The organism is Ligilactobacillus aviarius, from assembly GCF_001654615.1.
Lineage (GTDB): Bacteria > Bacillota > Bacilli > Lactobacillales > Lactobacillaceae > Ligilactobacillus > Ligilactobacillus aviarius_B.
Genome location: NZ_LWUD01000007.1, coordinates 22119 through 46254 on the forward strand (window position 1 = coordinate 22119; position 24136 = coordinate 46254).

General features: G+C 41.0%; 23 protein-coding genes and 1 other RNA gene. 1 reads left to right on the forward strand and 23 read right to left on the reverse strand.

Annotated elements, in window-relative coordinates:
- Positions 1 to 46: 46 nt before the first annotated feature.
- From whiA to trhA, 19 genes are all read right to left on the reverse strand, one after another.
- Positions 47 to 988, reverse strand: a complete 942-nt coding sequence (gene whiA, locus A3O17_RS01745; RefSeq protein ID WP_064208509.1) for a DNA-binding protein WhiA — start codon at positions 986 to 988, stop codon at positions 47 to 49.
- Between the two features lie 15 nt (positions 989 to 1003).
- Positions 1004 to 1996, reverse strand: coding sequence for a gluconeogenesis factor YvcK family protein (locus tag A3O17_RS01750; RefSeq protein ID WP_064208508.1), 993 nt, complete (start codon positions 1994 to 1996; stop codon positions 1004 to 1006).
- Positions 1993 to 2880 (reverse strand): RNase adapter RapZ, encoded by an 888-nt coding sequence (rapZ, locus tag A3O17_RS01755; RefSeq protein ID WP_064208507.1) that lies wholly within the window; start codon positions 2878 to 2880, stop codon positions 1993 to 1995. Before rapZ ends, A3O17_RS01750 begins: the two co-directional genes overlap by 4 nt.
- Before the next feature lie 68 nt (positions 2881 to 2948).
- On the reverse strand, positions 2949 to 5777 hold the full coding sequence (gene uvrA / locus A3O17_RS01760) for an excinuclease ABC subunit UvrA (RefSeq protein ID WP_064208506.1): 2829 nt from the start codon (positions 5775 to 5777) through the stop codon (positions 2949 to 2951).
- Positions 5778 to 5792: 15 nt separating this feature from the next.
- Entirely contained in the window at positions 5793 to 7796 is a 2004-nt protein-coding gene (uvrB, locus tag A3O17_RS01765; RefSeq protein WP_064208505.1) for an excinuclease ABC subunit UvrB, read from the reverse strand.
- Positions 7797 to 7938: 142 nt separating this feature from the next.
- Positions 7939 to 9666: a phospho-sugar mutase gene (locus A3O17_RS01770; RefSeq protein WP_064208504.1), complete on the reverse strand. Its 1728-nt coding sequence runs from the start codon at positions 9664 to 9666 to the stop codon at positions 7939 to 7941.
- Positions 9667 to 9740: 74 nt separating this feature from the next.
- A complete protein-coding gene (gene lgt / locus A3O17_RS01775) occupies positions 9741 to 10568 on the reverse strand; it encodes a prolipoprotein diacylglyceryl transferase (protein WP_404802652.1) in 828 nt (275 codons plus the stop codon).
- Positions 10569 to 10589: 21 nt separating this feature from the next.
- Complete coding sequence (gene hprK / locus A3O17_RS01780; protein WP_057826880.1) at positions 10590 to 11528, reverse strand: HPr(Ser) kinase/phosphatase; 939 nt, start codon at positions 11526 to 11528, stop codon at positions 10590 to 10592.
- Between the two features lie 71 nt (positions 11529 to 11599).
- Entirely contained in the window at positions 11600 to 11944 is a 345-nt protein-coding gene (locus tag A3O17_RS01785) for a phage holin family protein (RefSeq protein WP_057826879.1), read from the reverse strand.
- 14 nt (positions 11945 to 11958) lie between these two features.
- Positions 11959 to 12285 (reverse strand): PspC domain-containing protein, encoded by a 327-nt coding sequence (locus A3O17_RS01790; protein ID WP_064208503.1) that lies wholly within the window; start codon positions 12283 to 12285, stop codon positions 11959 to 11961.
- 15 nt (positions 12286 to 12300) lie between these two features.
- Positions 12301 to 13401, reverse strand: coding sequence for a PDZ domain-containing protein (locus tag A3O17_RS01795; protein ID WP_064208502.1), 1101 nt, complete (start codon positions 13399 to 13401; stop codon positions 12301 to 12303).
- A gap of 12 nt (positions 13402 to 13413) precedes the next feature.
- A protein-coding gene (prfB, locus tag A3O17_RS01800) for a peptide chain release factor 2 (protein ID WP_225354654.1) occupies positions 13414 to 14533 on the reverse strand; the annotation gives its coding sequence in 2 pieces (ribosomal slippage) (positions 13414 to 14460 and positions 14462 to 14533; 1119 coding nt in all).
- A gap of 115 nt (positions 14534 to 14648) precedes the next feature.
- Complete coding sequence (locus tag A3O17_RS01805) at positions 14649 to 16160, reverse strand: sensor histidine kinase (protein WP_064208500.1); 1512 nt, start codon at positions 16158 to 16160, stop codon at positions 14649 to 14651.
- A gap of 1 nt (position 16161) precedes the next feature.
- On the reverse strand, positions 16162 to 16878 hold the full coding sequence (locus A3O17_RS01810; protein WP_057826874.1) for a response regulator transcription factor: 717 nt from the start codon (positions 16876 to 16878) through the stop codon (positions 16162 to 16164).
- A 79-nt stretch (positions 16879 to 16957) separates the two neighbouring features.
- Positions 16958 to 17326: a transfer-messenger RNA gene (gene ssrA / locus A3O17_RS01815) on the reverse strand.
- Positions 17327 to 17405: 79 nt separating this feature from the next.
- Entirely contained in the window at positions 17406 to 18803 is a 1398-nt protein-coding gene (locus A3O17_RS01820; protein ID WP_225354560.1) for a L,D-transpeptidase family protein, read from the reverse strand.
- A 213-nt stretch (positions 18804 to 19016) separates the two neighbouring features.
- On the reverse strand, positions 19017 to 19700 hold the full coding sequence (locus A3O17_RS01825; protein WP_064208498.1) for a ribonuclease H family protein: 684 nt from the start codon (positions 19698 to 19700) through the stop codon (positions 19017 to 19019).
- A gap of 78 nt (positions 19701 to 19778) precedes the next feature.
- Positions 19779 to 20114, reverse strand: coding sequence for an ArsR/SmtB family transcription factor (locus A3O17_RS01830; protein WP_064208497.1), 336 nt, complete (start codon positions 20112 to 20114; stop codon positions 19779 to 19781).
- A gap of 95 nt (positions 20115 to 20209) precedes the next feature.
- Positions 20210 to 20839 (reverse strand): PAQR family membrane homeostasis protein TrhA, encoded by a 630-nt coding sequence (gene trhA, locus A3O17_RS01835; RefSeq protein ID WP_064208496.1) that lies wholly within the window; start codon positions 20837 to 20839, stop codon positions 20210 to 20212.
- 168 nt (positions 20840 to 21007) lie between these two features.
- On the opposite strand from trhA, the gene A3O17_RS01840 reads away from it, so the two are divergent.
- Positions 21008 to 21493 carry a DUF1836 domain-containing protein gene (locus tag A3O17_RS01840; protein WP_064208495.1) on the forward strand — a complete coding sequence of 162 codons (486 nt, stop codon included), beginning with the start codon at positions 21008 to 21010 and terminating at the stop codon, positions 21491 to 21493.
- A 50-nt stretch (positions 21494 to 21543) separates the two neighbouring features.
- Here A3O17_RS01840 and A3O17_RS01845 read toward each other — a convergent pair whose 3' ends face one another.
- The 4 genes from A3O17_RS01845 to A3O17_RS01865 all read right to left on the reverse strand — a co-directional run.
- A complete protein-coding gene (locus A3O17_RS01845; RefSeq protein WP_191979130.1) occupies positions 21544 to 21972 on the reverse strand; it encodes a DUF805 domain-containing protein in 429 nt (142 codons plus the stop codon).
- Between the two features lie 506 nt (positions 21973 to 22478).
- A complete protein-coding gene (locus A3O17_RS01855) occupies positions 22479 to 22895 on the reverse strand; it encodes a hypothetical protein (RefSeq protein ID WP_064208492.1) in 417 nt (138 codons plus the stop codon).
- A gap of 129 nt (positions 22896 to 23024) precedes the next feature.
- Positions 23025 to 23435 carry a hypothetical protein gene (locus tag A3O17_RS01860; RefSeq protein WP_064208491.1) on the reverse strand — a complete coding sequence of 137 codons (411 nt, stop codon included), beginning with the start codon at positions 23433 to 23435 and terminating at the stop codon, positions 23025 to 23027.
- Between the two features lie 215 nt (positions 23436 to 23650).
- Positions 23651 to 24136 (reverse strand): LPXTG cell wall anchor domain-containing protein (locus tag A3O17_RS01865; protein WP_155729458.1); only part of this gene is annotated, 486 nt, incomplete at its 5' end.

The window sequence follows — 24136 nt, forward strand, 5'->3', positions numbered from 1 at the left end:
TTTTGATATCGAAAAAAGACCTCAGGAATCATCCTGAGGTCTTTTATTAGACCTTTTCACCTTTTTGCAGCTTAGCCACCATTTCATTGATTTTTCGCAGCCGGTGATTAACCCCCGACTTTGAAATCGGGCCGCCGGGAACAAGTTCTCCGAGTTCCTTCAAACTTAATTCTGGGTGAGCCACCCGAACATATGCAACTTCCCGAAGCTTATCAGGCAACTTATCAAGGCCCAAATGTTCATCCAGGTACTTAATATTTTCAATCTGCCGGTTGGCTGCATCCGCAACTTTATTCAAATTTGCGGTTTCACAGTTAACGATTCGGTTAACTGAATTACGCATATCACGAACGATTCGAATATCTTCAAACTTCAGCATTGAATTGGTTGCTCCAATCAATGAAAGAAAGTCCGCGATCTTTTCGGCTTCCTTCAAATAAGTAATATACCCGCTGCGCCGCTCAGTTTTCCGCGCATTCAAATGATACCGATTCATCATTTCACAGATCGTATCATTATGCTCCTCATAAAGCGAATAAATTTCCAAATGATAACGTCCAGTCTCCGGGTTATTAACCGATCCGGTCGCCAAGAAGGCTCCCCGTAAGTATGAGCGAACCTTCAAATCATTATCAAGAAATTTAACCGGAACCGTTTGTTTAATTTGAAATCCATCTAAAATATTCAAATCATTCAAAACACGTTCACTATTGTTACGCAGCTTAACAATGTATAAATTGTTCTTTTTAAGTTTCATTTTTCGCCGAACGATCAATTCACTTTCAATTTGATAAAATTGTTTCAACAGTGAATAAATTCGCCGCGCCGTTGCCGGATTTTCCGTTTGAACAGCTAACACAAAATGGTGATTTTCAATGCTTAATGATCCGTTCATCCGAATCAAAGCCATTAATTCAGCTTTACCGTTCCCCTCTTCATGAATCTCAAGTGTTGTGAGTTCCTTTTTTACATCACTTGCGTAGGACAAATGAAATCATCCTTTCTAATTAATCCATGAATTTGGTCGACCGATCAGTTGCATTAACTCTTCAACCACCTGCGTTCCATTGTGGAATACCCCATGATCGCGCAGTTCAAGGAAATTATCCGAAATTACCCGGCATCCCTGAGCACGTAACCCTTTAAAGTCATGTTTAACTTGATCCAAATATTCGTCATACTTTTGCCGGTCCATGTAATTTTGCGGCACTGGTTCCGTATTGACTAAAACCGTATTAATAAAATTATGGTGCAAATGATCATGCAATACGCGAACGTGCTGCGCATCCGTAAAGTGTTCGGTTTCACCCTTCTGCGTCATGATATTGCAAATGTAAACAACTTCAGCCTTGCTTTTAAGAACCGCTTCACCGACATTACTAATCATCAAATTCGGCAAGATACTTGTAAAAAGACTTCCTGGTCCTAAGACGATTTGATCAGCATTCAAAATTGCATCGATCACTTCAGGAACGGCTTGCGGTTCGGTATCATCAATGGCAGTGACCCAAACCTTCTCAATTGTCTTTCCAGCCGCTGAAATTTCAGACTCGCCGGCTAAGTGCGTTCCATCCTTAAACTTGGCATTCAAGGTTAACGGCGTATTTGATGCTGGATAAACATGCCCATCGACTTGCATCATCTTTGAAAGCTGCTGAACGGCTTCAAAGATATCATCGTTGTCCATTTCAGATAACGCCGCAATAATCAAATTTCCAATCGCATGTCCTGAGAAAAATTGATCATCCGTTTTAAACCGATATTGAAAAATCTTTTTATATAACTCGGGAACATCTGACAATGCAACCATTGCATTGCGAATATCTCCTGGCGGAACCACGTTAATGTAGTTCCGAATCACTCCCGAAGAACCGCCGTCGTCCGCAACGGTTACAACCGCGGTAATATCGACATCTTTTTTACGCAATCCCTTTAAAATTACTGGTAGACCGGTCCCCCCGCCAATCATTACAATTTTTGGTTTTACCTTACTCATGAGCGGTTTACAGTCTCCTTTCTGCGATTAACATCCCGATGAGCGATCGTTACGTGATAGTCCTTTTTTAGAAATTCACCTGTACGGCAAGCTAAAGCAACTGAACGGTGTTGACCACCAGTACAGCCAATGGCAATGACAACATTGGTCTTGCCTTCTTTAATGTATCCCGGAATGACGGTTTGCAATAGTGCTTCAAAATGGTTTACAAATTCCGTTGTCTTATCGGAATTCATAACATAGTCATAAACTTCTTGATCAAGACCGGTCTTGTCCCGAAGTTCAGGAACATAATATGGATTTGGTAAGAAACGAACGTCCATTACAATATCCGCATCAATTGGCAATCCATATTTAAACCCAAATGACATCACATCAATGTGGAATGGATACTGGCCTTCATCCGTTTGAAAACTGTGAAAAATTTCTTCCCGTAACTGCCGCGGCGAAAGTTTGCTTGTATCAACGACCAACTGCGCCTGGGTTTTAATTCCTGAAAGCAATTCCCGTTCCCGCCGGATGCCATCTAACGGCCGGCTATCGCGTGATAACGGATGTGAGCGCCGGGTTTCCTTATACCGCGCAACCAATTCTTCGTTGGAAGCATCGAGGAATAAGATCCGAATATCAATTCCTAAATTGTGCTTTAATTCTGATAAAACCTCATTGATCTCATCATAAAAATTCCGGGCCCGCAAATCGATTACAAGGGCCACCTTATGAATTTTCCCGGTTTCCTTGATCAGTTCCCAGAATTTAGGAAGTAATTCAGGGGGCATGTTATCAACGCAAAAATACCCCAAATCTTCGAAACTTTGCATTGCAACTGTTTTACCAGCCCCGCTCATTCCCGTAACAATTACCAGTTCATCTGATTCGCTCATCATGATTTCCTCCCTTGTTCATTCACCACAATCCTTAATTTAATTATTATAATACATTTAACATTAATTTACCGCTTCTTTAAAAGATCTTTTAAATATTTTCCCGTATAGCTTTGCGGGTTAGTGGCAACTTCTTCCGGCGTTCCCGTTGCAACAACCGTTCCGCCGCCTTCACCGCCTTCAGGGCCAAGATCGATCAAATAATCGGCACTCTTAATGACGTCCAAATTGTGCTCGATCACTAATACCGTATTGCCTTTATCAACCAAACGTTGCAGTACTTTCAACAATCGATTGATGTCATCTGAATGCAACCCGGTCGTTGGTTCATCAAGAATATAAAGTGTCTTTCCCGTAGCTTTCTTATGCAATTCTGAAGCCAACTTCATCCGTTGGGCTTCACCGCCAGAAAGCGTCGTTGCTGACTGTCCCAATTGAACGTATCCTAAACCAACATCTGAAATCGTCTGCAATTTCCGCTTGATTTTTGGAATCGCATCGAAAAATTCAAGGGCTTCGTCAACTGTCATGTTCAAAACTTCCGCAATATTCTTCCCTTTATACTCAACTTCAAGAGTTTCCGAATTAAACCGGGAGCCATGACATACCTCACAGTCAACATAAACGTCAGGTAAAAAGTTCATTTCGATCTTAATGATTCCATCGCCCTTGCACGTTTCACAACGTCCGCCCTTAACGTTAAAACTAAAGCGTCCTTTATTGTATCCGCGCATTTTAGCCTGATTTGTTTGGGCAAAAAGGCCGCGGATATCATCAAATACCCCAGTATACGTTGCGGGGTTGCTTCGCGGCGTCCGACCAATCGGCGACTGGTCAATGTTAATTACCTTATCAAGATTTTCAACCCCGGTAATTTTCGAGTACTTTCCTGGCTTATCGGTTGAATTATGATTGATTTTCTGAGCCAATACCCGTTCAAAAATTTGATTGACTAATGTTGATTTTCCTGAGCCAGAAACGCCAGTTACCGCGATAAACTTTCCCAGCGGAAATTCAACATCGATGTTCTTCAAATTATTTTCTGCAGCCCCATATAACTTAATTGATTTTCCATTTCCTTCACGCCGGGTTTCAGGAACGGGGATATATTTCTTTCCTGATAAATATTGGCCGGTCAATGAATTTTTGACCTTCATTACCTCTTGCGGCGTTCCGGCAGCCATTACCTGACCGCCATTTGCCCCTGCGCCAGGACCAATATCAATTAAGTAGTCGGCCGCCCGCATCGTATCTTCATCGTGTTCTACAACGATCAACGTATTGCCAAGATCACGCATCGATTTTAACGACGCGATCAACCGGTCATTATCCCGCTGGTGCAGTCCGATTGATGGTTCGTCAAGCACATAGATAACTCCTGACAAGTTTGATCCGATCTGCGTTGCCAACCGGATCCGCTGCGCTTCACCCCCGGAAAGGGTTCGGGCTGACCGGCTAAGAGTCAAGTAGTCTAATCCGACATTTTTCAAGAATGTTAAGCGGTCATGCAACTCTTTCAAAATTGGCCGGGCAATCATTTCCTTTTGTTCACTAAACTTTTGCTTATCAAAAAATTCAAGGGCCTGATCAACCGGCAGATCTGAAACCTCGCCAATATGCATTCCATCGATTTTAACCGCCAATGCTTGCGGATTCAGCCGATACCCGTGACATGCCTTACATTCCTGACTGGTCATGTAACGGCGCAAAATATTGCGGTTAAACATGCTATTCGTATCCCGGTACCGCCGTTCAATGTTCGGGATGACCCCTTCAAACGTCATATCGACATCGCGTTTGCTGCCAAAGTCATTTTCAAAGTGAAAGTGGAACTGTTTCGTTCCAGCACCATACAATAAGGTCTCCTTCTGCTTAGCCGTTAACTTGCTAAACGGTTTATCCATCTTGATTTTCTTGGCTTTGCAAAATTGACTAAGCAATGAGTAGTAATACTTTGAACTATCCGGAGCCCACGGCGCAATTGCCCCTTCTTCAAGGGTTTTGCTTTTGTCCGGGACAACTAAATCAGGATCAACTTCAATTTTTTCACCAAGGCCATCACATTCTGGACAAGCCCCAAACGGCGCATTGAATGAAAATAGTCGCGGTTCAAGTTCCTTAATTGAAAAGCCGCAATACGGACATGCCAACTTTTCAGAAAACTGTAATACCTGGTCGCCAATCACATCAACGGCAACATAGCCATCCGTGAGTTTTAACGCCGCTTCAACCGAATCAAATAGCCGTGACCGGATTCCATCCTTGACAATGATCCGGTCAACAACAACTGAAATCGAATGTTTTTTATTTTTATCAAGTTCAATTTCATCACCGATTTCATGCATTTCGCCATCAATAATGACCCGGACAAAACCAGCCCGTTGAATTTTTTTCAAAACTTCCTTATGCTGGCCCTTTTTATCCTGGACAACCGGCGCCAAAATCTGAATTTTTGACCGTTCGGGAAGTGCTAAAATTTGATCAACGATCTGTTGCGGTGATTGACTGGTAATTTGATGACCGTCATTCGGGCAAATCGGTGTTCCAACCCGCGCCCACAAAAGCCGCAGGTAGTCGGTAATCTCAGTAACCGTTCCAACCGTTGACCGCGGATTTTTCGACGTTGTCTTCTGGTTAATTGAAATTGCCGGTGACAGTCCATCAATCGAATCGACATCCGGCTTCTCCATCTGCCCTAAAAATTGCCGGGCGTATGATGATAAACTTTCAACATACCGGCGCTGCCCTTCAGCATACAACGTATCAAATGCCAGCGAACTCTTTCCGGAGCCAGATAAACCAGTAATAACAACTAATTTATTTTTGGGGATTGTCACATCAATGTTTTTCAAATTATGCGCGCGTGCGCCATGAATTTCAATTTGATCCTTTGCCACGTCAATTCCTCCTTCTTACCCAATTTCAGCTTCTAATTCGAGAATCGTATCCCGAAGTGAAGCTGCTTCTTCAAATTTCAAGTCTTTGGCCGCCTGTTTCATTTGGGTCTTCAGCCGGTCGATCATTTCTTTTTGTTCGGCCTTGGTCATCTTGCTGAATTCAACTTCGTCACTTGCCAAATCTTCAGTTTCCTTATCTGGATTATCAAGCACTGAGATCTGGTCCCGAATATCTTTTTTGATTGTCTTCGGTGTGATGTGGTGCTTTCGGTTATATTCTTCCTGGATGTGGCGCCGCCGTTTCGTTTCATCGATCGCCGCCTGCATTGAATCCGTAATTTCATCGGCATACATAATTACATGCCCGTTAACGTTCCGGGCAGCCCGCCCGATCGTTTGGATCAATGACCGTTCATTGCGCAAAAAGCCTTCCTTATCTGCGTCCAAAATCGCAACCAGTGATACTTCCGGCACATCGATTCCTTCCCGCAAAAGATTGATTCCAACAAGCACATCAAACTTACCGAGCCGCAAATCGCGAATAATCTTCGTTCGTTCAAGCGTTTTAATGTCGGAGTGCAAGTATTTGACCTTAATTCCAAGTTCCTTGAAATAATCCGTGAGATCCTCCGCCATCTTTTTCGTCAACGTTGTTACAAAAACCCGTTCATGCCGTTCGACCCGCTTATTGATTTCGCCAACAAGGTCATCCATTTGACCCATGACTGGGCGAACTTCGATTTCAGGGTCAAGTAACCCGGTTGGCCGAATGATCTGTTCAACGACATGATCGGTTTGTTCCTTTTCGTATGGTCCCGGAGTCGCTGACATGTAAATGATTTGATGAACATGCTTTTCAAATTCTTCAAGCTTTAGCGGTCGGTTGTCAAGCGCACTTGGAAGCCGAAAACCATAATCGATCAGCATTTGTTTCCGCGAAATATCCGCATGATACATTCCCCGAACCTGCGGCATTGTAACGTGTGATTCATCAACGACAATCAGAAAGTCTTTCGGGAAGAAATCCAACAACGTATATGGCGGTTCACCTGGTTTACGCCCATCCATATGCCGGGAATAATTTTCAATTCCTGACGTATAACCCATTTCCTTTAACATTTCAATGTCATACGTTGTCCGTTGCTTTAACCGTTCTTCTTCAAGCAGTTTTCCTTGAGAATGCAATTCCTTTAACCGGTCGTCAAGTTCATGCTGAATCCCGTCAATTGCTCGTTCAAGCTGGTCATCATTCGTCATGAAGTGGGTTGCTGGGAAAATTGCAACGTGATTCCGGTCACCAAAAACTTCACCAGTCAACGGATCGATTTCCCGAATTCGGTCAATTTCATCCCCGAAAAATTCAACCCGCAGTGCCCGCTCATCATGTGAAGCGGGAAAAATTTCAACGACATCACCATGAACACGGAACCGACCCCGTTGGAAGTCAATATCATTGCGTTCGTATTGAATATCAACCAATGATTGTAATAACTTGTCACGTTCGATTTCTTGGCCAACTCGAAGTGAAATCGTGTGCTTTTGATATTCAAACGGGCTCCCTAATCCAAAAATCGATGAGACTGATGCAACAACGATCACGTCGTTACGTTCCAACAAAGCACTTGTTGCCGAGTGCCGCAATTTATCAATTTCGTCATTAATGCTTGAATCCTTTTCAATGTACGTGTCACTAGAAGGTACATATGCTTCTGGTTGATAAAAATCATAATAACTAACAAAGTATTCAACCGCATTATGCGGGAAAAACTCTTTTAACTCGCCGTAAAGCTGTCCCGCTAATGTTTTATTGTGAGCAAGGACCAACGTTGGCTTGTTATTATTTTTAATTACATTCGCAATCGTAAATGTTTTCCCTGTTCCAGTCGCTCCAAGCAAAATTTGAGATTTTTCACCCTTTTTCAATCCTTCTGTAAGTTCTTGGATTGCTTGTGGTTGGTCGCCAGTTGGTTTATATGGGGCAACCAAATCAAATTTTCGATCTGCTTGTCGTTCAATCATTTTCATTCTCCTTTCTCAATCAGATTGTTATCAATATTTTATCATAACGAACATATTTTCGCATTTTCAAAAACTTAATTTCGGCAAGCAAAAAGGCTGGAAATCCACCAGCCTTAAATGCTTTTCTATTCAATTGATTCGATTAGCCTTTAACAAATGCCATCACTGTATCTTCAAATTGTTGCCGTTTAGCAAATGCTTCATCTTGTGAATCAGCTTGCGTTCCAATGTAGAACTTGATCTTCGGTTCCGTTCCTGAAGGCCGAACAGCAATCCAAGTTCCATCTTCAAGTAAGTACTTCAATACGTTTGACTTTGGAATATTGATTTCTTCAACTGTTCCGTCAGCATTCGTTTTCGTTGACTTTTCAAAGTCTTCTAAGGCAACGACCTTGTAACCAGCAAATTCCTTTGGTGATTCTTCACGGAACTTCGTCATCAAGTCTTCAATTTCCTTGGCACCTTCAACGCCATCAAACGTTAATGCAATTGTCTTTTCAGCGAAGTAACCATACTTCTTGAAGAGTTCTTGCAAACCATCATAAAGGTTCATGCCTTGCTTCTTGTAGAAGGCAGCAACTTCGGCAAGCATTACCAATGATTGGATGGCATCTTTATCACGAACGAATGGACGAATCAAATAGCCGTAACTTTCTTCGAACCCAAACATGAATGTGTGTGAACCGTCAGCTTCAAAATTCTTAATTTGTTCAGCAATAAACTTAAAGCCTGTTAAAACGTTGATCATCTTAACGTTAAAGTTGGCAGCGACCTTCGTTGCAAATTCGCTTGAAACGATTGACTTTACAGCCACTGCATTGGCTGGCAATGTGCCGGCATCTTTCCGCGCAGTCAAAATGTAGTTCAAGAGAATAGCCGCAATTTGGTTTCCGGTCAATAACTTGTATTCTCCGTCTGGTTGACGAACAGCAGCTCCTAAACGGTCAGCATCTGGATCAACCCCAATTAATAAGTCAGCGCCTTCTTTTTTACCAAGTTCAATTGCTAAATCAAAGGCAGCTGGATCTTCAGGGTTCGGCTTCTTAACGGTTGAAAATTCTGGATCTGGTTCAGCTTGTTGAGGAACCATCGTAAAGTTTTCAAAACCAGCTTGCTTCAAAGCCTTTTCCCCTAACATTGCTCCTGTTCCGTGAAGTGGTGTAAAGATCAACTTCATTGTTTTGCCTTCTTCAGCAACTAATTCATGGTTGATCGTTACTTGGTTAACTTCTTCTAAGTATGCCTTATCAACTTCGTCACCGATGATCTTAAGGGTGCCGTCTTCGATCAAGGCATCCTTATCAGCAACTTTAACACCGAAAATATCCTTAACTTGACGGATATACTTGGTGATCATATCTGATTCCTTCGGTGGCATTTGTGCCCCGTCTTCACCGTAGATCTTGTATCCATTGTATTGCTTTGGATTATGACTTGCAGTGATCATAATTCCAGCGTATGTATGTAAATGACGAACTGTAAATGAAAGTTCTGGAGTTGGACGTAAGCTTTCAAAAACAAATGTTGGAATTCCATGAGCCCCTAAAACCCGGGCAGCATCAAACGCAAATTCTTGTGAATGGTGCCGTGAATCATAACTGATTGCAACCCCGCGTTGCTTAGTTTCATCATCAAGGGTGTCCATGAAGGTTGCAAGGCCTTCAGTTGCTTGCCGAACCGTATAAATGTTCATCCGGTTGATTCCAACCCCTAAAACGCCCCGCATTCCAGCAGTTCCAAATGAAAGAGGTTCATAAAACGCATCTTCTAATGCTTCTTGATTATCTGCTAATTGACCTAATTCAGCCTTTAAATCAGCTGCTAATTCAGGATTATCTTTCCATGTTTGATAGTTTTCTTCCCAACTCATTAATATCACCTTCCTAAATATCACTTTAATTTTACTATAAAAGCGTTTTTATCGTAACTATTTTTGATTAAATTCTATCTTTTAATTGCATCTTGGTCTAAATACCATGGCTGATCAGCTTTCCGCCGCCGCACGATCCAGATTGCCAATGCACTAAAGAAGAAAATAAATGACAGCCATTGTGAAACCCGAAGCGGCCCAAGCATCAAACTATCAGTCCGCATTCCTTCAATAAAGAACCGGCCGAATGAGTACCACATTACGTACGTTAAAAAGACTTCGCCGCGTTTAAACAGCTGTTTCCGATAACGCAATGCCATCAACAAAATGAATCCGGCAATATCCCATACTGACTCATACAAAAATGTCGGTTGGTAGTACGTCCCGTTAATGCACATTTGCTGAACAATAAAATGCGGTAAGTGCAATGTATTCTGCAAAAATGCAAACGACGTCGCAACCCCATGAGCTTCTTGGTTAACAAAGTTGCCCCACCGGCCAATTCCTTGAGCCATGATTACGGTTGGCGCAACAATGTCTAAGAACTCCCATGCTGAGATTCCCCGGTGCTTGCAAAAGATGATCAACGTAATTGCCGCCCCGATCAGTCCGCCGTAAATCGCAATTCCGCCATCCCAAATCCGATAAATCATTTCGGGGTTCGCTGAATAGTATTGCCATTGAAAAACAACGTAGTAGATTCGGGCACAAATAATTGAAATCGGTAACCCAATAATCAAATAATCATAAATGTTTTCTTCATCAAGTCCGCGGCGATTTCCTTCCCGAACTGATAAAATAACCGCAAGTAAAACACCGGTTGCGATAATAATTCCATACCAGTGAACCATGATTGGCCCAATTGTAAATGCAATTCGATTAATAATTGCTGTTGCTGCAATATTCAAAATTTTCCATCTCTCTTATTTATTCTGAGTTGAATTTTCCTTAATCAAGTTATTTAAGTTTTCATCAAAAGTCTTCGTAGCATCGTAACCCATTGTCTTTGCCCGGTAATTCATTGCCGCTGCTTCAACAATAATGGCCATGTTCCGTCCAACTTTAACTGGAATCGTGATCTTTGGAATCTTGATCCCGAGCAACTCTTGTTCTTCTTCGCCGCTGCCTAAACGATCGAACTGTTTATCCTTACTCCAATTTTCAAGGTGAACGATCAGTGAAATATGGGCATGCGTCCGAACAGCTCCTGCCCCATATAAATTCATGACGTCGATGATCCCTACTCCACGAATCTCAAGTAAGTGAGCCAAGATTTTCGGCGGTTCACCGTAAACCGTAAATTCATCCTTCTTATAAACTTCAACCCGATCATCGGCAATCAACCGGTGACCGCGTTTGATCAAGTCAAGGGCCGTTTCAGATTTCCCGACTCCGGAATCCCCGGTGATCAGAACCCCTAACCCATAAATATCAACTAAAACGCCATGAAGCGATTGCCGTTCTGCCAGTTGACCTTGCAAATAATACGTGATCCTTGAAGCAATCCGCGAAGTTGACGACTTCGTTCCCAAAATCGGGATATTCTTTTCCGCCGCTGCAGTTGCCATACTTTCGGGAACCGGTAATGACCGTGAAACAACCAGGCATGGCGTTTCATCAGTACATAACTGCCGCATAACTTTAAGTTGATTTTCAGGAGTCAACCGTTGTGAAAATGAAATTTCCGTCATTCCGAAAAGCTGAACCCGTTCAGCCGGGTAGTAATCAAAGTATCCCGTCAATTCCAATCCTGGACGAGACATATCATCGGTTTTAATTAGCCGTTTATCGAGGTATTCTTGCCCTGAATACACGGTCAATCCGCATGCATCAGCTAACTGTTTGACTGTTACACTTCGCATCCTCATTCCTCATTTCTGAAAGCCTTTTTATCATTAATATTTTACCATTAAATCTAATCAGTGCCGATTAATTATTCAATAAAATGGTCGGAAACGATCATATTAACCACACTGATAATAATCGCCGTTACCAACGTTGCACCAAAACTGCTGAAGGCAAAATCCGGTTTAAGTGCCCATGAAGCAAGTTCAAGCATAAACGCGTTGATCACCACGTAAAACAAGCCGAACGTCAGTGCAGTGATCGGCAATGACAGTAATACGATAATTGGTTTAACAAACCGGTTCAATAAACCAACAACCACTGCCGCGACAAATGCCATCCAAAGACTTGAAACGTGGAACATTGATGGAAAAAATCCTGCAATTGCAATAAAAATAAGCGTATCAAGAATTGCTTTTTTCCAGAATCCCATGAATGATTTCCCTTCTACTTCTTAATATCTTTTTCCTTAACGTCCCGAATAACTTTCCGTCCTTGATTATTCGGCCGTGCAGGACGATTTGTTGTTTGGTTTCCAAAAAAGGAACTAAAACTGTTGGCCGATTGGTTGGGATTAAGCGGCATTGCCAGGGCTAAAATAACATAAATGCCGACCGGCAAAATCGAAAGCCGGGCAAACATTGAACAAATCAAGCCAAAAATCAAGTAACCAATTCGAATATACTTCGGATCAATCCCAAAATAATCCGCAAAACCGCCGCATACTCCAAATAAAATCCGATGATCGTTTGAACGGTAAAGTTTCTTTTTCATTCAAATCCTCCCACTTTAATTCATCTTCCGAAATTGAACGATTCCAAGTTCATACGGTGAATCGTTATAAATTGCTCCTTCAGTGATCTTTAAATCACCACTCATTGTCTTGACTTTCAAATGGCAATATGCCGAATCAAGTTGTAATGCTTCATAAAATTGATTTTCATTCGTTACTGGTTGATTGTTGCATGTCAAAATCACGTCGCCAGGATTAAGGCTCATTTTTGCAGCCGGGGTCCCCGGACGAATGGCAATTACCCGAATTCCTTCGCTTACTTCAATATACTGCGCCCGGTTTTTATTTACCTGTAAATAATGGTAAAGGTGAATTCCAACCGCCATCGCCAACATGATCATGATCCATAAAATTCCAAAATGCGGCAATAACCATGCGCTAATTGTGAGGACAAAGGCCCCCGCTGCCAAAACTAAATTTTGTTTTTGCACCGTTTGCATTCGAGCTTCAATTTGTTCACCGCGAATCCGGCCTGCACTGCCGACAAAAAACGGTAGGATCAACAAACTGAAATGAACTTCGCCAAAATGGATCAACGGCAAAAAATGGAATAGCTTTTCCATTAAAGTCCCTGGAATATAAATCATTAATGGCAAAACCGTAAACTCGCTCCAACGATAAACCGCCAAGCGCCGTTTCCGCCGATTCTGCTTGATCTGCGGCGTAAACCAGACTGCATTTTCGCCGTGGGTCAATCGGCCTTTAACAAGGTAATTGAATCCCAATAACAATAAAACTACCGGTAAAATTGCTGGTTGCCGAAGAACTGCTAGAATTCCTAAAATGTAAAGCGGAACGGCACTTAGATCAATGCGGGATATGCAAAGAACGGCCACCGCCGCTAAAATTTCGTATAGAACGATTGCTTTCAGCGGTAAGTAACAGCCAATGATCAAACTGATCAGCGAACCGCTAACTCCCCATAAAATTCCCTTCTTAATAAAATGGCGAATTTCAAAGCAATCCTTATTCAACGCAATTTTAAAGTTTCGCCGGTCACTGCGAATTCGAAGCGCGTAACAAACGCCCGTCCATAAAATTCCCAACCACAATAATGGTTGAATCAAAAATGTTCCAATTAATTTTAAAAATTCCATTCATATCCCTCTTTATTGCGGATTTTCCTGTTGTAACTTCCATTGAAGATAAGCATTAATAAAGCCGTCAAGGTCGCCATCCATTACGGCCTGATTGTTGGCCGTTTCATATCCAGTCCGGTGATCCTTCACCATTGAATACGGGTGGAAAACGTAAGACCGAATCTGTGAACCCCAGCCGATATCCATCTGTTCACCTTGAATTTCGGCTTTTTGCCGCTGCTTTTCTTCTAATTCGCGCTGGTAAAGCTTGGCCCTTAACATGCTTTCCGCCGTTGCCCGGTTTTGAAATTGCGACCGCTGGGCCTGACTCGAAACCACGATCCCGGTCGGAATGTGAATCAACCGGACTGCCGATGACGTTTTATTGATGTGCTGTCCGCCGGCACCGCTTGACCGGAAAACTTCCATTTTGATATCTTCTGGCCGTAAATCGACTTCAACACTGTCATCAAGTTCCGGCATTACGTTAACGGACGCAAATGATGTGTGGCGTCTGCCAGCCGCATCAAACGGTGAAATCCGTACCAGCCGGTGAACACCCTTTTCACTGCGAAGATAGCCATACGCATTCGTACCCTTGATCATTAAGGTTACACTTTTAATTCCGGCTTCTTCACCAACTTGATAATCCGCAACTTCAACCTTAAAGTTATGCTGTTCTGCCCACCGCATGTACATCCGCATCAACATCGAACCCCAGTCTTGGGATTCGGTTCCGCCAGCGCCAGGATGAATTTCAAGAATTGCATTATCCTTGTCATACTTGCCATTTAACAGCAAGGATAATTGATACTTTTCAAGTTGCGCTTGCGTATCATTGAGCTGCGTCTCCAATTCCGTCCGAAGCTCCGCATCCGTTTCATCTTCCTGCACTAATTCAAATAAAACATCTAAATCATCAATCGATTGTGAAAGTTGATGAAAGTTATCAAACTTATTTTTTAATTCATTATTTTCATTAATTAACTTTTGAGCAGCCGTTCCATCATCCCAGAATCCAGGTTCAGCCATTTTCGACTCGTTTTCAGCAATTTGCTCTTCAAGACTTTCTAAGTCAAAGAGACCTCCCGAACTCAGAGATCTGATGGTTCATTGCTTCGATTTGATTTCGATAATCCGCAATTTCCATTTTGATTCTCCTTTGATATTAATTCTCTTTCATTATACATGAATCGCTTTTGAACGAAAACTACCATAAAATACAGAAAAGGGATCGCAGCTCTCGCCACAATCTCTTCTTTTTCCTATTTCTTCTTTGCGGTTGCAATCTTCTGATCAGGGAAGAACAGCGTAAACGTTGTTCCTTCTCCTTCAGTACTTGTAACCTTGATTTTTCCTTTATGCTGTTGAATCAACTGGTGAACGATTGCAAGTCCCAATCCGGATTCGCCTTTCGTCCGCGCCCGTGATTGGTCTGCCTTATAATACCGTTCCCAAATATTATCCAACTGCTCCTGACTCATTCCGATTCCGGTATCTGAAACCTTAATTTCTGTTCCAGCTTGCTTTTCACGACGTTTGACGGCCACCGTAATCGTTCCGTCCGTTGTAAACTGGATCGCATTTTGAATGATGTTATAGAAAATCTGCGTAAACCGGTCATAGTCAGCACATACCGGAATGTCCTCCTGCGTTTGCATTTCAAAATGGTCGTTTGCTTCATCGGCTTTCGGCGTGAGTTGCCGCATGATCTTGTTCAATGTTTCAGTTGCACTAAACTTTGTTAAGTTAAGCTGCATTGAACCGGACCGAATCCGTTCATAGTCCAAGTTATCATTAACGAGCCGAATCAATCGTTTGGTTTCGTTGCTCATTAAATCGATACTTTCGCCGACCTTGTTTTCAGGAATTGCGTTATACTTCATTCCTTCAAGCAGGCCGTTAATGGTCGTTAACGGCGTCCGCATTTCATGCGCGGCATTCGCAAAGAATTCCTTGCGCCGCTGTTCCTGCCGCTGAATTTCTTCTGACGATGCTTTCAGTGACGCGGCCATTTGATTAAAATCAATCGCGAGTTCATCAAGTTCATCTTGATTTCCGTGTTCAATCTGAACATCAAAGTTGCCCTCTGCGACTTGGCGGGTAGCAGCCTGCATCTTTTTGATTCGCTTCGTAATGTAACGGGCAATCAGGTAACTAATAATGAATCCCAAAATCGTACAGATCATTAGCGCAAACGTCAGATTTTGCTGAACCTTGCAGAAATCGTTGTGAATGTTCGAAACGGCAGATGCAACTGAAATGACGGCAACAAGCTGACCGTTAACATCAAAGCACGGCATGAAAATATCCGTCATCCGTTGTTTCGGCATCATCTTCGGGTGTTCACCATGGTGATTCTTAAATAGCCGTCCCTTCCCTGCGAGGTCATCCCGCCGTTTTAAGATTTTACCACTTTGCAATTCTTTCCAATCATTTTTGGAGATTGTTGACTTAAACCCATACTGCGGATAAAGGACCTGATCCGGACCGGTGTAAATCGTAAAATGCACATCATTGTTCTTCAAAATCATTTCACTATCCCGCAACTCTTGCGCATTCAACGTAATTTGCGTTTCGCCTTGGTCATTTGTGGTCAGTTGCAGTGCATTGTTGCGAATACTTTGAGCATAGCCTTCCATTCGTGTCCATGCATCCTGGTATACATTTTCCTTTGTCAGGTGAAACAAGGAAACCCCGACAATTGCAAGGAAACACACGATCATTGTAAAAAACAGCAGCATTTGCTGATAAAGAAGTTTGAACTTAAACTTCATTTTACTTTACCTCAGAATCATCAAACTTGTAACCGACGCCCCAAACCGTTTGAATCACTTGGGGGCCAACCTTTTCGATCTTTTGCCGAATCTTCTTGATGTGAGCATCAACGGTCCGTTCATCACCGTAGTATTCATAGTCCCAAACCAGTTGCAATAATTGTTCACGTGAAAAGACTTGCCGCGGTTTTTGAGCAAGGGTCTTTAAAAGATCAAATTCCTTGGGAGTCAAATTATTTAACGGTTTATCATCCAAAAAGACTTCCCGCGTTGTCGTACTCAATTTCAAATGATCAGTGACTACATCAAATTTTTCGGCGGTATTATCTTGGTTGGGAGTGCCGCCGCCAATCGTTGCCCGCCGGTGAAGAGCTTTGATCCGGGCAATCAACGTAATTGGTGAAAACGGCTTAACAACGTAATCATCGGCTCCCATTTCAAGACCTAAAACCTGGTCGCTTTCTGAATCCCGTGCTGTCAGAATGATGATCGGAACGGTTTTTGAAATTTTCCGAATTTCAGCGTTAACTTGCATTCCATCCATCTTTGGAAGATTCAAGTCCAACGTGATCATATCCCAACTATTAGGAGCGGCCTTGAACTTTTCAATGGCTTCTTCACCATCGTAGGCATACGTGGCATCCCAATTTTCCTTTTCAAAAAACATCGACATCATTTCACATACTGATTTGTTATCTTCAATCATTAAAATCTTCATTAAAATCTCTCCTACCTAATTATCGAGCTGAATTTAACAAAAAAGACTGAAGAAGGATCATTCCCTAGCTTCAGCCCTCTTATGGAGATGGCGGGAGTCGAACCCGCGTCCAAGCATATCGCCACCTAAACATCTACGTTCATAGTCACACTATTTAAATTTCATTGATAACTCCGCCGTGTAACATGGCCACCGTTATCAACTAGCCTGATCGATCTCTTTTGCCAATTTCAGACGGGAACTGACAACGTAGTCCACTACTTATAAAACCTTAATTAGAACGTGGACGATCCTAATCAAGATTTACGCTATACCGCGATTAGGCAGCTAAGGCGTATGAATTATTGTTATTTTTTGCAGTTATATTTAACTGAGCGTTTTATAGTAGCCGCAACCTACTAAGCGCAGTTTAAGCTCGACCTATACCTGTCGAATCCTAAACATCCCCAAAATCTGTTACACTAGTATTTTATCATAATCATACCAAAAAACAAATTTTGTGCTTGCCATCCCTTTATTTTTCCTTATTAGTACACAATTACTGGTTCATTAACTGAAAGTGAATTGTAAACTTGTCCGGCTTGGTCAGGACGAATATTAGCACACCCGTCTGATCCTTGAGTCAAGTATGCGTCCTTGGCCCAGTTTGTCCGCCACCATGCATCGTGGAAGCCGCAACCGTCGTTTGTAAATTGAGCCCAGTATTGAACCTTGCAGCTGTAAGCTTTACCGTTATAGCCAACCCCCTTCAAGGTTGAAGGTGATTGCTTGTACATAATGTAGTAAACCCCTTTAGGCGTATCATTATGTGATTGCACGTTCCCGGTTACAACGTCAACTTGATCAACTAGCTTACCATCCCGATAGAACCATGCGTGTTGATCAGCGATTGAAAGTTCAGCGTAAGTATCACCGATGCCGTCGTTTGATGTTACGCCGTAACCCGTTCCGTTTTCATTGTAGCCAATGCCATAAATATTATTCTTAGCGTCAACGGTCTTTGTGCCATTTTCGTAAGCCTTTAAGATGCTTGCAACCGCACTCTTCGTATCAATTGCCCAGCCATACGTCTTGCCTTGGACTTGAATGGTATTGCCATTTGAAGTCTTAAAGTTGAACTTCTTGCCAAGGGTCGATTGACTCTTGTTAATTTGATCGATCTTATCCGCAAGGGCCTTTGAATTGATCTGATACTTGCCGTTGACATATTTAGCCGACGTGATCATTTGTTTAGCTGGTAAATTATAATCTTGATTTTCAACCTTATAATCAACCGTTGCATTCGCCAAATCTTGCAACTTCGTCTTTTCATTTTCGACTTGTTGGCTTGATTCGGTTACCGGCTTAGCAATGATGGCTTTCAAATCAATATGATCATCGTTGACCTGATTATCATATTCCTTCATCATTGCCTTGATGTTGTATTGATTTCCGTCTTTTGCCTTTTCAACTGAAACCGTTCCGTTCTTCAAAACGGCGCAAGCATCCCGCGCAGGTGTCCGGTTAGCGTTCATTGCGGTTAACTTTTGTTGCACCGCATTGCGCAGATCAGTTGTCCGGTATTGATTATTTTGATTTGATGAAACGTTGTAATTTTTTGCCTTACTTGTTGGAATCAAAGTAAATTGTTTCTTCAAAATTGCTTTGACTTCTGGTTCATCTTGAGCGGTAACTCCGGAGACGGTTTGCTTTCCTTGGTAAATTACTTGGTCACCAACCTTAACCGTGTTATCCAGTTTCCCGTTCTCGAGTTTTGACATTGCTTGACTTGCAGTCAATCCCCCAACATTAACTCCATTAATGGCAACTCCTTTATTAAAATGGTTTGCTTGATAAGCTGCCATTCCACCGAATGCAATGGCAATTACTGCGACCACAACGATCGTAATAATTGCTCCTTTCTTTTTCGCTTTGATACCTATCAATCCCTCCATTAGTTTACTTACCTAATTATAGCTTTTAAAATTAAGTTTTCAATCCTTAATTTAACTAAATTCATTGAATTAAAAATGGGGAATTTATGACCGTTTTCTGATAAATTTATAAATCCTAATAAACCGCGATTTGACCTTGCTAACAAATTTTTGCTGGTCAAAATATTTTTTATTACCTATTGTAAATTTCTTATCCTATTAAAACTACATTTGATCCATTTTGGCATTCAGCATTTGGTCAACAATTACATTTCCCTTATTGTCCGCATGGCCTTTAGTCCAAATAAACTCAATTTGCGGGAAATACGGTAAAAGACGGTCAATTTCCTGCCACAATTCTTGATTGGCAACCGGTTCACCGGATGATTTGCGCCAGCCATTCCGTTTCCACGACTGCAGCCACTTCTTTTGAATCGCCTGCAAAACATACCGCGAATCCAAGGTAGCGTTAATTTTTTCATGATTCCATCCGCGCTGTCCCAGAACTTTCAACGCATTTTTTAAAGCCATCAATTCCATCCGGTTATTAGTTGCGCCGTATTCACCGCCCGTTCCGCGCACATTATGACCATCACGCCGAATCAAGAACGCCCAGGCTGCCTTATCATCAGCATGAACATGATCGCCCGCGTGATTGCCATGGTTGCGGGACCCACCGTCAGTAAATAGGAGAATATCCGGATTCTTCCAGCCGTTTTGGACCGCTGAAGACGGAGACTTCTTTTTGGGATTTGAAGCTTCATTCCCTTGAAGATAACTTTCGGCATCAGCTCGTTGGCGAAAACTTTTATATTCTGCTTTGGGAAATCCCTTAACTTGGGCTTCGCATTCACTCCAAGTTGAATAGATTCCCGGTTTGCGTCCCTTGCGCACAGCGTAAAATTTCATTGTGATTCCCTTCTAAAATAAAAATGAGGCTGCGCTCATCGCTCAGTCTCGCATCCGTCTTAACTTTTTACCTTTTAATTACTTTTCGAATTTCGTCCGTAACCTGTTTAAAGATTGTTCTAATCCTTTTAACGGTTCTTTCAGCGTCAAATAGTAGACACTTTGAAGTCCTTTTTTATGAAACGAAACAATCCCTGCATCCCGCAAAATCTTGAGATGATGCGAAACAGCGGGTTGAGTAATTGCCATTCTCTCCGTAATTGAAGTTACCGTCAACCCATCATCTAAGTGGTGAGCAAGGAGTACGATAATTTTTTGCCGATTTCGATCTGCCAATGCATGCATTACATTAAAGTCTTTTTCAAACGATTTAATCGCAGCTTCTTGCTGTTGATTTAACTTGCTAACTGCCATCCTTCCCCACTTCTTTCATAAACCAATTTCAATTATAGAGTACCATTATGATTTGATAACAGCAAGCGTTTACACCACAATTTTATAAATTTAAATTAAATGAACAGATAAATTGATAGAAACATGCACGCCGTCCCGCCCATGACCAGCAAATGCCAGATCACATGGGCAAAGCGTAAATTGCGAATGCTGTAGATCAATGCTCCAAGGGTAAAAATCACCCCGCCAGCAATCAATAACCATGATGAGGTAATCCCTAAACTTGTTAACAGCGGTTTAGCTCCCAGTAAGCACATCCACCCCATTAAGACGTACAGAAGAGTTTCAACCTTTTGCTGCCGGTTCTTGGCAAATAAATGATAGGCCATTCCGCCAAGCGCAAGTGCCCAAATCACAACCAGCATTCCAATTCCTAACCAGCCGCGAATCGCCAGTAAACAATACGGGGTGTAAGTCCCGGCAATCAACAAGTTGATCCCGCAATGATCAAAGCATTGAAAAATTCGGCTAACCTTTGTAAAGTACAATGAATGAAAAAGGGTTGAAAACAAATATAACCCAATTAACGTTATTCCATAAATGATCACCGTAACTGCAACCAGGATCGAATTCGTTCTGATGCCTTTTAAGATCAATAACACTAATCCCCAAATACTTAAGCCGATTCCAATTGCGTGGGTAACTGCACTTAAGATTTCATTGATAATCTGTTCTTTATGTGTCATGTTCTCGCTCCTTCATCTTTGGTATCTTAATTATACTACATCTAGATTTAAATTCTAGTTATAATCAATTTAAATCTTAAAATCATTTGGGAATCCAATTTTATTTTCAATTCAAATTCCAAAGCATGCTATAATTAAATCAGATTAATTAAAGAAGGATTTAACACAATGAAGATCGATGAATTACTTGCAAACGCGCCGCAACTGCCGCAATGGAAAGAGCTGCCTGATCTGGCCCTCTATATGGATCAGGTCGTCAGCCTTGGGAACCGGTACCTTGAACCGATTATTTCGGGCCCAATTACCGCGTCGATGGTGAACAGCTACGTCAAAAAAGGATTAATGCCGAAGCCGATCAAAAAGAAATATTCACAAGAACACGTTGCTTCGCTGATTCTGATCACCATCATGAAACAGGTCTATTCGCTTGATGACATTCATGAATGGTTGCTTACCAACGTCCAAGATAATTACCAGGAAAATTACAATTCATTTTGCAAAGCTTTCAACACTGCGTTTGCTGATCTTGATTTGCATCACTTTAACCTTGATTTGCATTTTGATGAATCGAGCCGGGCTGAATTAGCCTTGAACCTTATTATTCAAACCGTGATTTGTAAAATCATCAGTGAGCATTTAATTAATGAGCATTAAAAAACGCCCTCCATCACCGGAGAGCGTTTTTCATTCTTTTAAATTCGCTTTTAATTGTTCATAAATTTTCCCGTTGGCATGCACATAAATACAAAAAGAACGATTTGATAAAGCAATCCAAAAAGATGCAAATATATACTAATAAAATATAAAACCATTAAGAGATAGCACAAAGTATTTGGCATGCCCGTATCACGCAATCTTCTTGTTTGAAGCGCCAACCATGGAATAAAAAGTAAAACAGCTAAAATTGCAATTAAAATCAGTGATCCAATCACCAGATAATTTCTACTTTTGCCGTCAATTACATCAACGTTATTCAACATTATTTGAGTTATGCTAAGACTAAAAATCGTTCTAATAACCACATAGATAAGCAATCCCCAAAAGAATTCTTTTCGTCCCGACTGTCCGTTAAATTTGAAATAGCCTTTCCAAAAACTTTTCCATCCTTGTTTAAAAGTAACTTCATTTTCCACCAATTTTAATCCTCACAATCTTGCATAAATTCTTCAGCAGTGTCCATAATCTACAAATCCAGTATTTAAGTGTATATCTCTGATAGTCTAAACCAGTTTGGGTTACCCAATACCGTATCTTGTAATTTGTCCAAAGCATACAATTAATAAAGTTTAGAATGATTAATAATATAACTACTATAAACAGTATGCTTTTCAAATAAATTCCATGACAAATAAAGTCTTCATAAAATATCCCGGCTTCAGCAATCACCCCTATCAGCGACGCCATTACAAACCAATAAATTAAAAAAATCTTCAGATATATATAAATAAGGATGTTTGATTTTTTCGTAATTGACAACCTAATATTTTGGATTACAGCTGCTTGACCGACTAAAAAGAAAAGACAATATAATAAAGATATAAATAATGCTTCAATAACATGGAAATTTGAAGTAATAAAATATTCTAAAATCAGACATCCTTCAATTCCTAATAAATACCAGAAAACATGATTCCTAACTTTATTCATTTCTTGCCTCTAATCTTTTAATATTTTCCATATAGTTGTTCATTTCATATTTATAGAGCAAAACACACGCATAAATAACAAAGCCCTCAATAATCAGGTTAATTACAAAAAATACAATCCCAACGCAAAAAGGAAAGATCACGAAATCTATTCCAGCGGCAGATGCCAAAATGGAAATTGCAACTAAAACTTTAGGAACTGCAATCAAAAACTTGATATACCCGGCTGGCCATCCAATTCCGCTTGAAAACTTTCGAAATCCATTAACCGCGGTTGGACTTGTTACAAACAGTTTTATTAAATTCTCTAATAAATAACAGAATATTGGAATAATAAATATCGTTCCAAAATTTAGGGTAAATAAACTTACAACAAAACAAATTGACATTATTATCATGGGCTTTTTCATTTCTATCCATCCTCTAAAACTAATCTCTTATTTTGTTTCGTTTAGCGTTTAAAAATTTTAACCGGTTAATTTTTTGTTGTCATTCGTTGCACAAAGGCCAATATATTTATATTTCTGCATGGTTATCTCCTAAGCATTGTGTTTAATTTGCCATTGTTTTACCTGATAATTTACCCATCTCAATTGATTCAAAAGCAATAAAATAAATAATGGAATTTCAATCATTGATATAACTGGGATATCTCTACGAAGGCCTTCTACAAATGTTGGAAATGGGAAAAATCCCGTTATCATTGCCATAAATAAAAACAGAAAATTCCGTTTAGCTTTCACTTCCATTAATTTTTCAGCATGACCTAAAGTAGTCCACATTATTAACTGGCTTATAGCATCACCACAAATTTCGAAACCTACTATAAATAAAATGCATAAAATCATTCCTTTATCTACCTTATCGAACAAATTCCCAACAAAGATTCCTAAAATCATTAGTATCCAATAAATATATCCGTGATAATGCACAGGTTTTAATTCTTTCATTTTCTTACCCCGTTTCATTTTTTCTATTTAAGTATTTAATCACAAGAACTTACTTCAATGATTAAGCTCTCTCGCTAATTTTTATATCATTTTTTAAATATAACACGTTTTTTACCCCCCCCATTTTAATAATTTAACCTTTTTAAACATTTCTTAAACTTATCAATTGCATAAAAAAACGCCCTCCATTTCTGGAGAGCGTTTTTCATTTGCCATTATTCTTCTTTATCTTTTTTCCGTTTTCCGATTCCGAAGAATCCAAGTAATCCTGAAAGAGCGAGCAACAATTCGCCGAACAACGAATGATTTGCTGAATCTTCACCGGTTTGCGGCAAAGTATTCTTGCTTTCATTTGGTTGCGCAGCTGAATTATTTGGCATTTGTTTTTCAATCGCGGTTGACTGTTTTGCAACGCGAACCGTTCCTTCATTTGCTGATGCAGCCTGCTTCGTTAAAACAGCCTTCTTCACCGTTTCAACCTTCAATGATTGTCCTGCCGCTGGTTTAGCGGTTTGAACAGGTTCCTTCGATGGTTGAACGTGTTCAGTTGGCTTTTCAACTGATGTCTGAAGCTTCTTAGCTGGTTCACTTGGTTTGTGTTCTGGTGTGACCGGTTGCTTATCCGGTTCACTTGGCTTGTGTTCCGGTGTGGCCGGCTTCTTGTCCGGTTCACTCGGCTTATGTTCCGGTGTAACTGGCTT

What these genes read in the sequence shown, in the direction of transcription:
- A3O17_RS01750 (WP_064208508.1), bottom strand. Translation starts at nt 1,996, where the DNA reads ATGAGTAAGGTAAAACCAAAAATTGTAATGATTGGCGGGGGGACCGGT.
- rapZ (WP_064208507.1), bottom strand. Translation starts at nt 2,880, where the DNA reads ATGAGCGAATCAGATGAACTGGTAATTGTTACGGGAATGAGCGGGGCT.
- uvrB (WP_064208505.1), bottom strand. Translation starts at nt 7,796, where the DNA reads ATGATTGAACGACAAGCAGATCGAAAATTTGATTTGGTTGCCCCATAT.
- A3O17_RS01770 (WP_064208504.1), bottom strand. Translation starts at nt 9,666, where the DNA reads ATGAGTTGGGAAGAAAACTATCAAACATGGAAAGATAATCCTGAATTA.
- hprK (WP_057826880.1), bottom strand. Translation starts at nt 11,528, where the DNA reads ATGCGAAGTGTAACAGTCAAACAGTTAGCTGATGCATGCGGATTGACC.
- A3O17_RS01785 (WP_057826879.1), bottom strand. Translation starts at nt 11,944, where the DNA reads ATGGGATTCTGGAAAAAAGCAATTCTTGATACGCTTATTTTTATTGCA.
- A3O17_RS01790 (WP_064208503.1), bottom strand. Translation starts at nt 12,285, where the DNA reads ATGAAAAAGAAACTTTACCGTTCAAACGATCATCGGATTTTATTTGGA.
- A3O17_RS01795 (WP_064208502.1), bottom strand. Translation starts at nt 13,401, where the DNA reads ATGGAATTTTTAAAATTAATTGGAACATTTTTGATTCAACCATTATTG.
- A3O17_RS01805 (WP_064208500.1), bottom strand. Translation starts at nt 16,160, where the DNA reads ATGAAGTTTAAGTTCAAACTTCTTTATCAGCAAATGCTGCTGTTTTTT.
- A3O17_RS01810 (WP_057826874.1), bottom strand. Translation starts at nt 16,878, where the DNA reads ATGAAGATTTTAATGATTGAAGATAACAAATCAGTATGTGAAATGATG.
- A3O17_RS01825 (WP_064208498.1), bottom strand. Translation starts at nt 19,700, where the DNA reads ATGAAATTTTACGCTGTGCGCAAGGGACGCAAACCGGGAATCTATTCA.
- A3O17_RS01830 (WP_064208497.1), bottom strand. Translation starts at nt 20,114, where the DNA reads ATGGCAGTTAGCAAGTTAAATCAACAGCAAGAAGCTGCGATTAAATCG.
- trhA (WP_064208496.1), bottom strand. Translation starts at nt 20,839, where the DNA reads ATGACACATAAAGAACAGATTATCAATGAAATCTTAAGTGCAGTTACC.
- A3O17_RS01840 (WP_064208495.1), top strand. Translation starts at nt 21,008, where the DNA reads ATGAAGATCGATGAATTACTTGCAAACGCGCCGCAACTGCCGCAATGG.
- A3O17_RS01855 (WP_064208492.1), bottom strand. Translation starts at nt 22,895, where the DNA reads ATGAAAAAGCCCATGATAATAATGTCAATTTGTTTTGTTGTAAGTTTA.
- A3O17_RS01860 (WP_064208491.1), bottom strand. Translation starts at nt 23,435, where the DNA reads ATGAAAGAATTAAAACCTGTGCATTATCACGGATATATTTATTGGATA.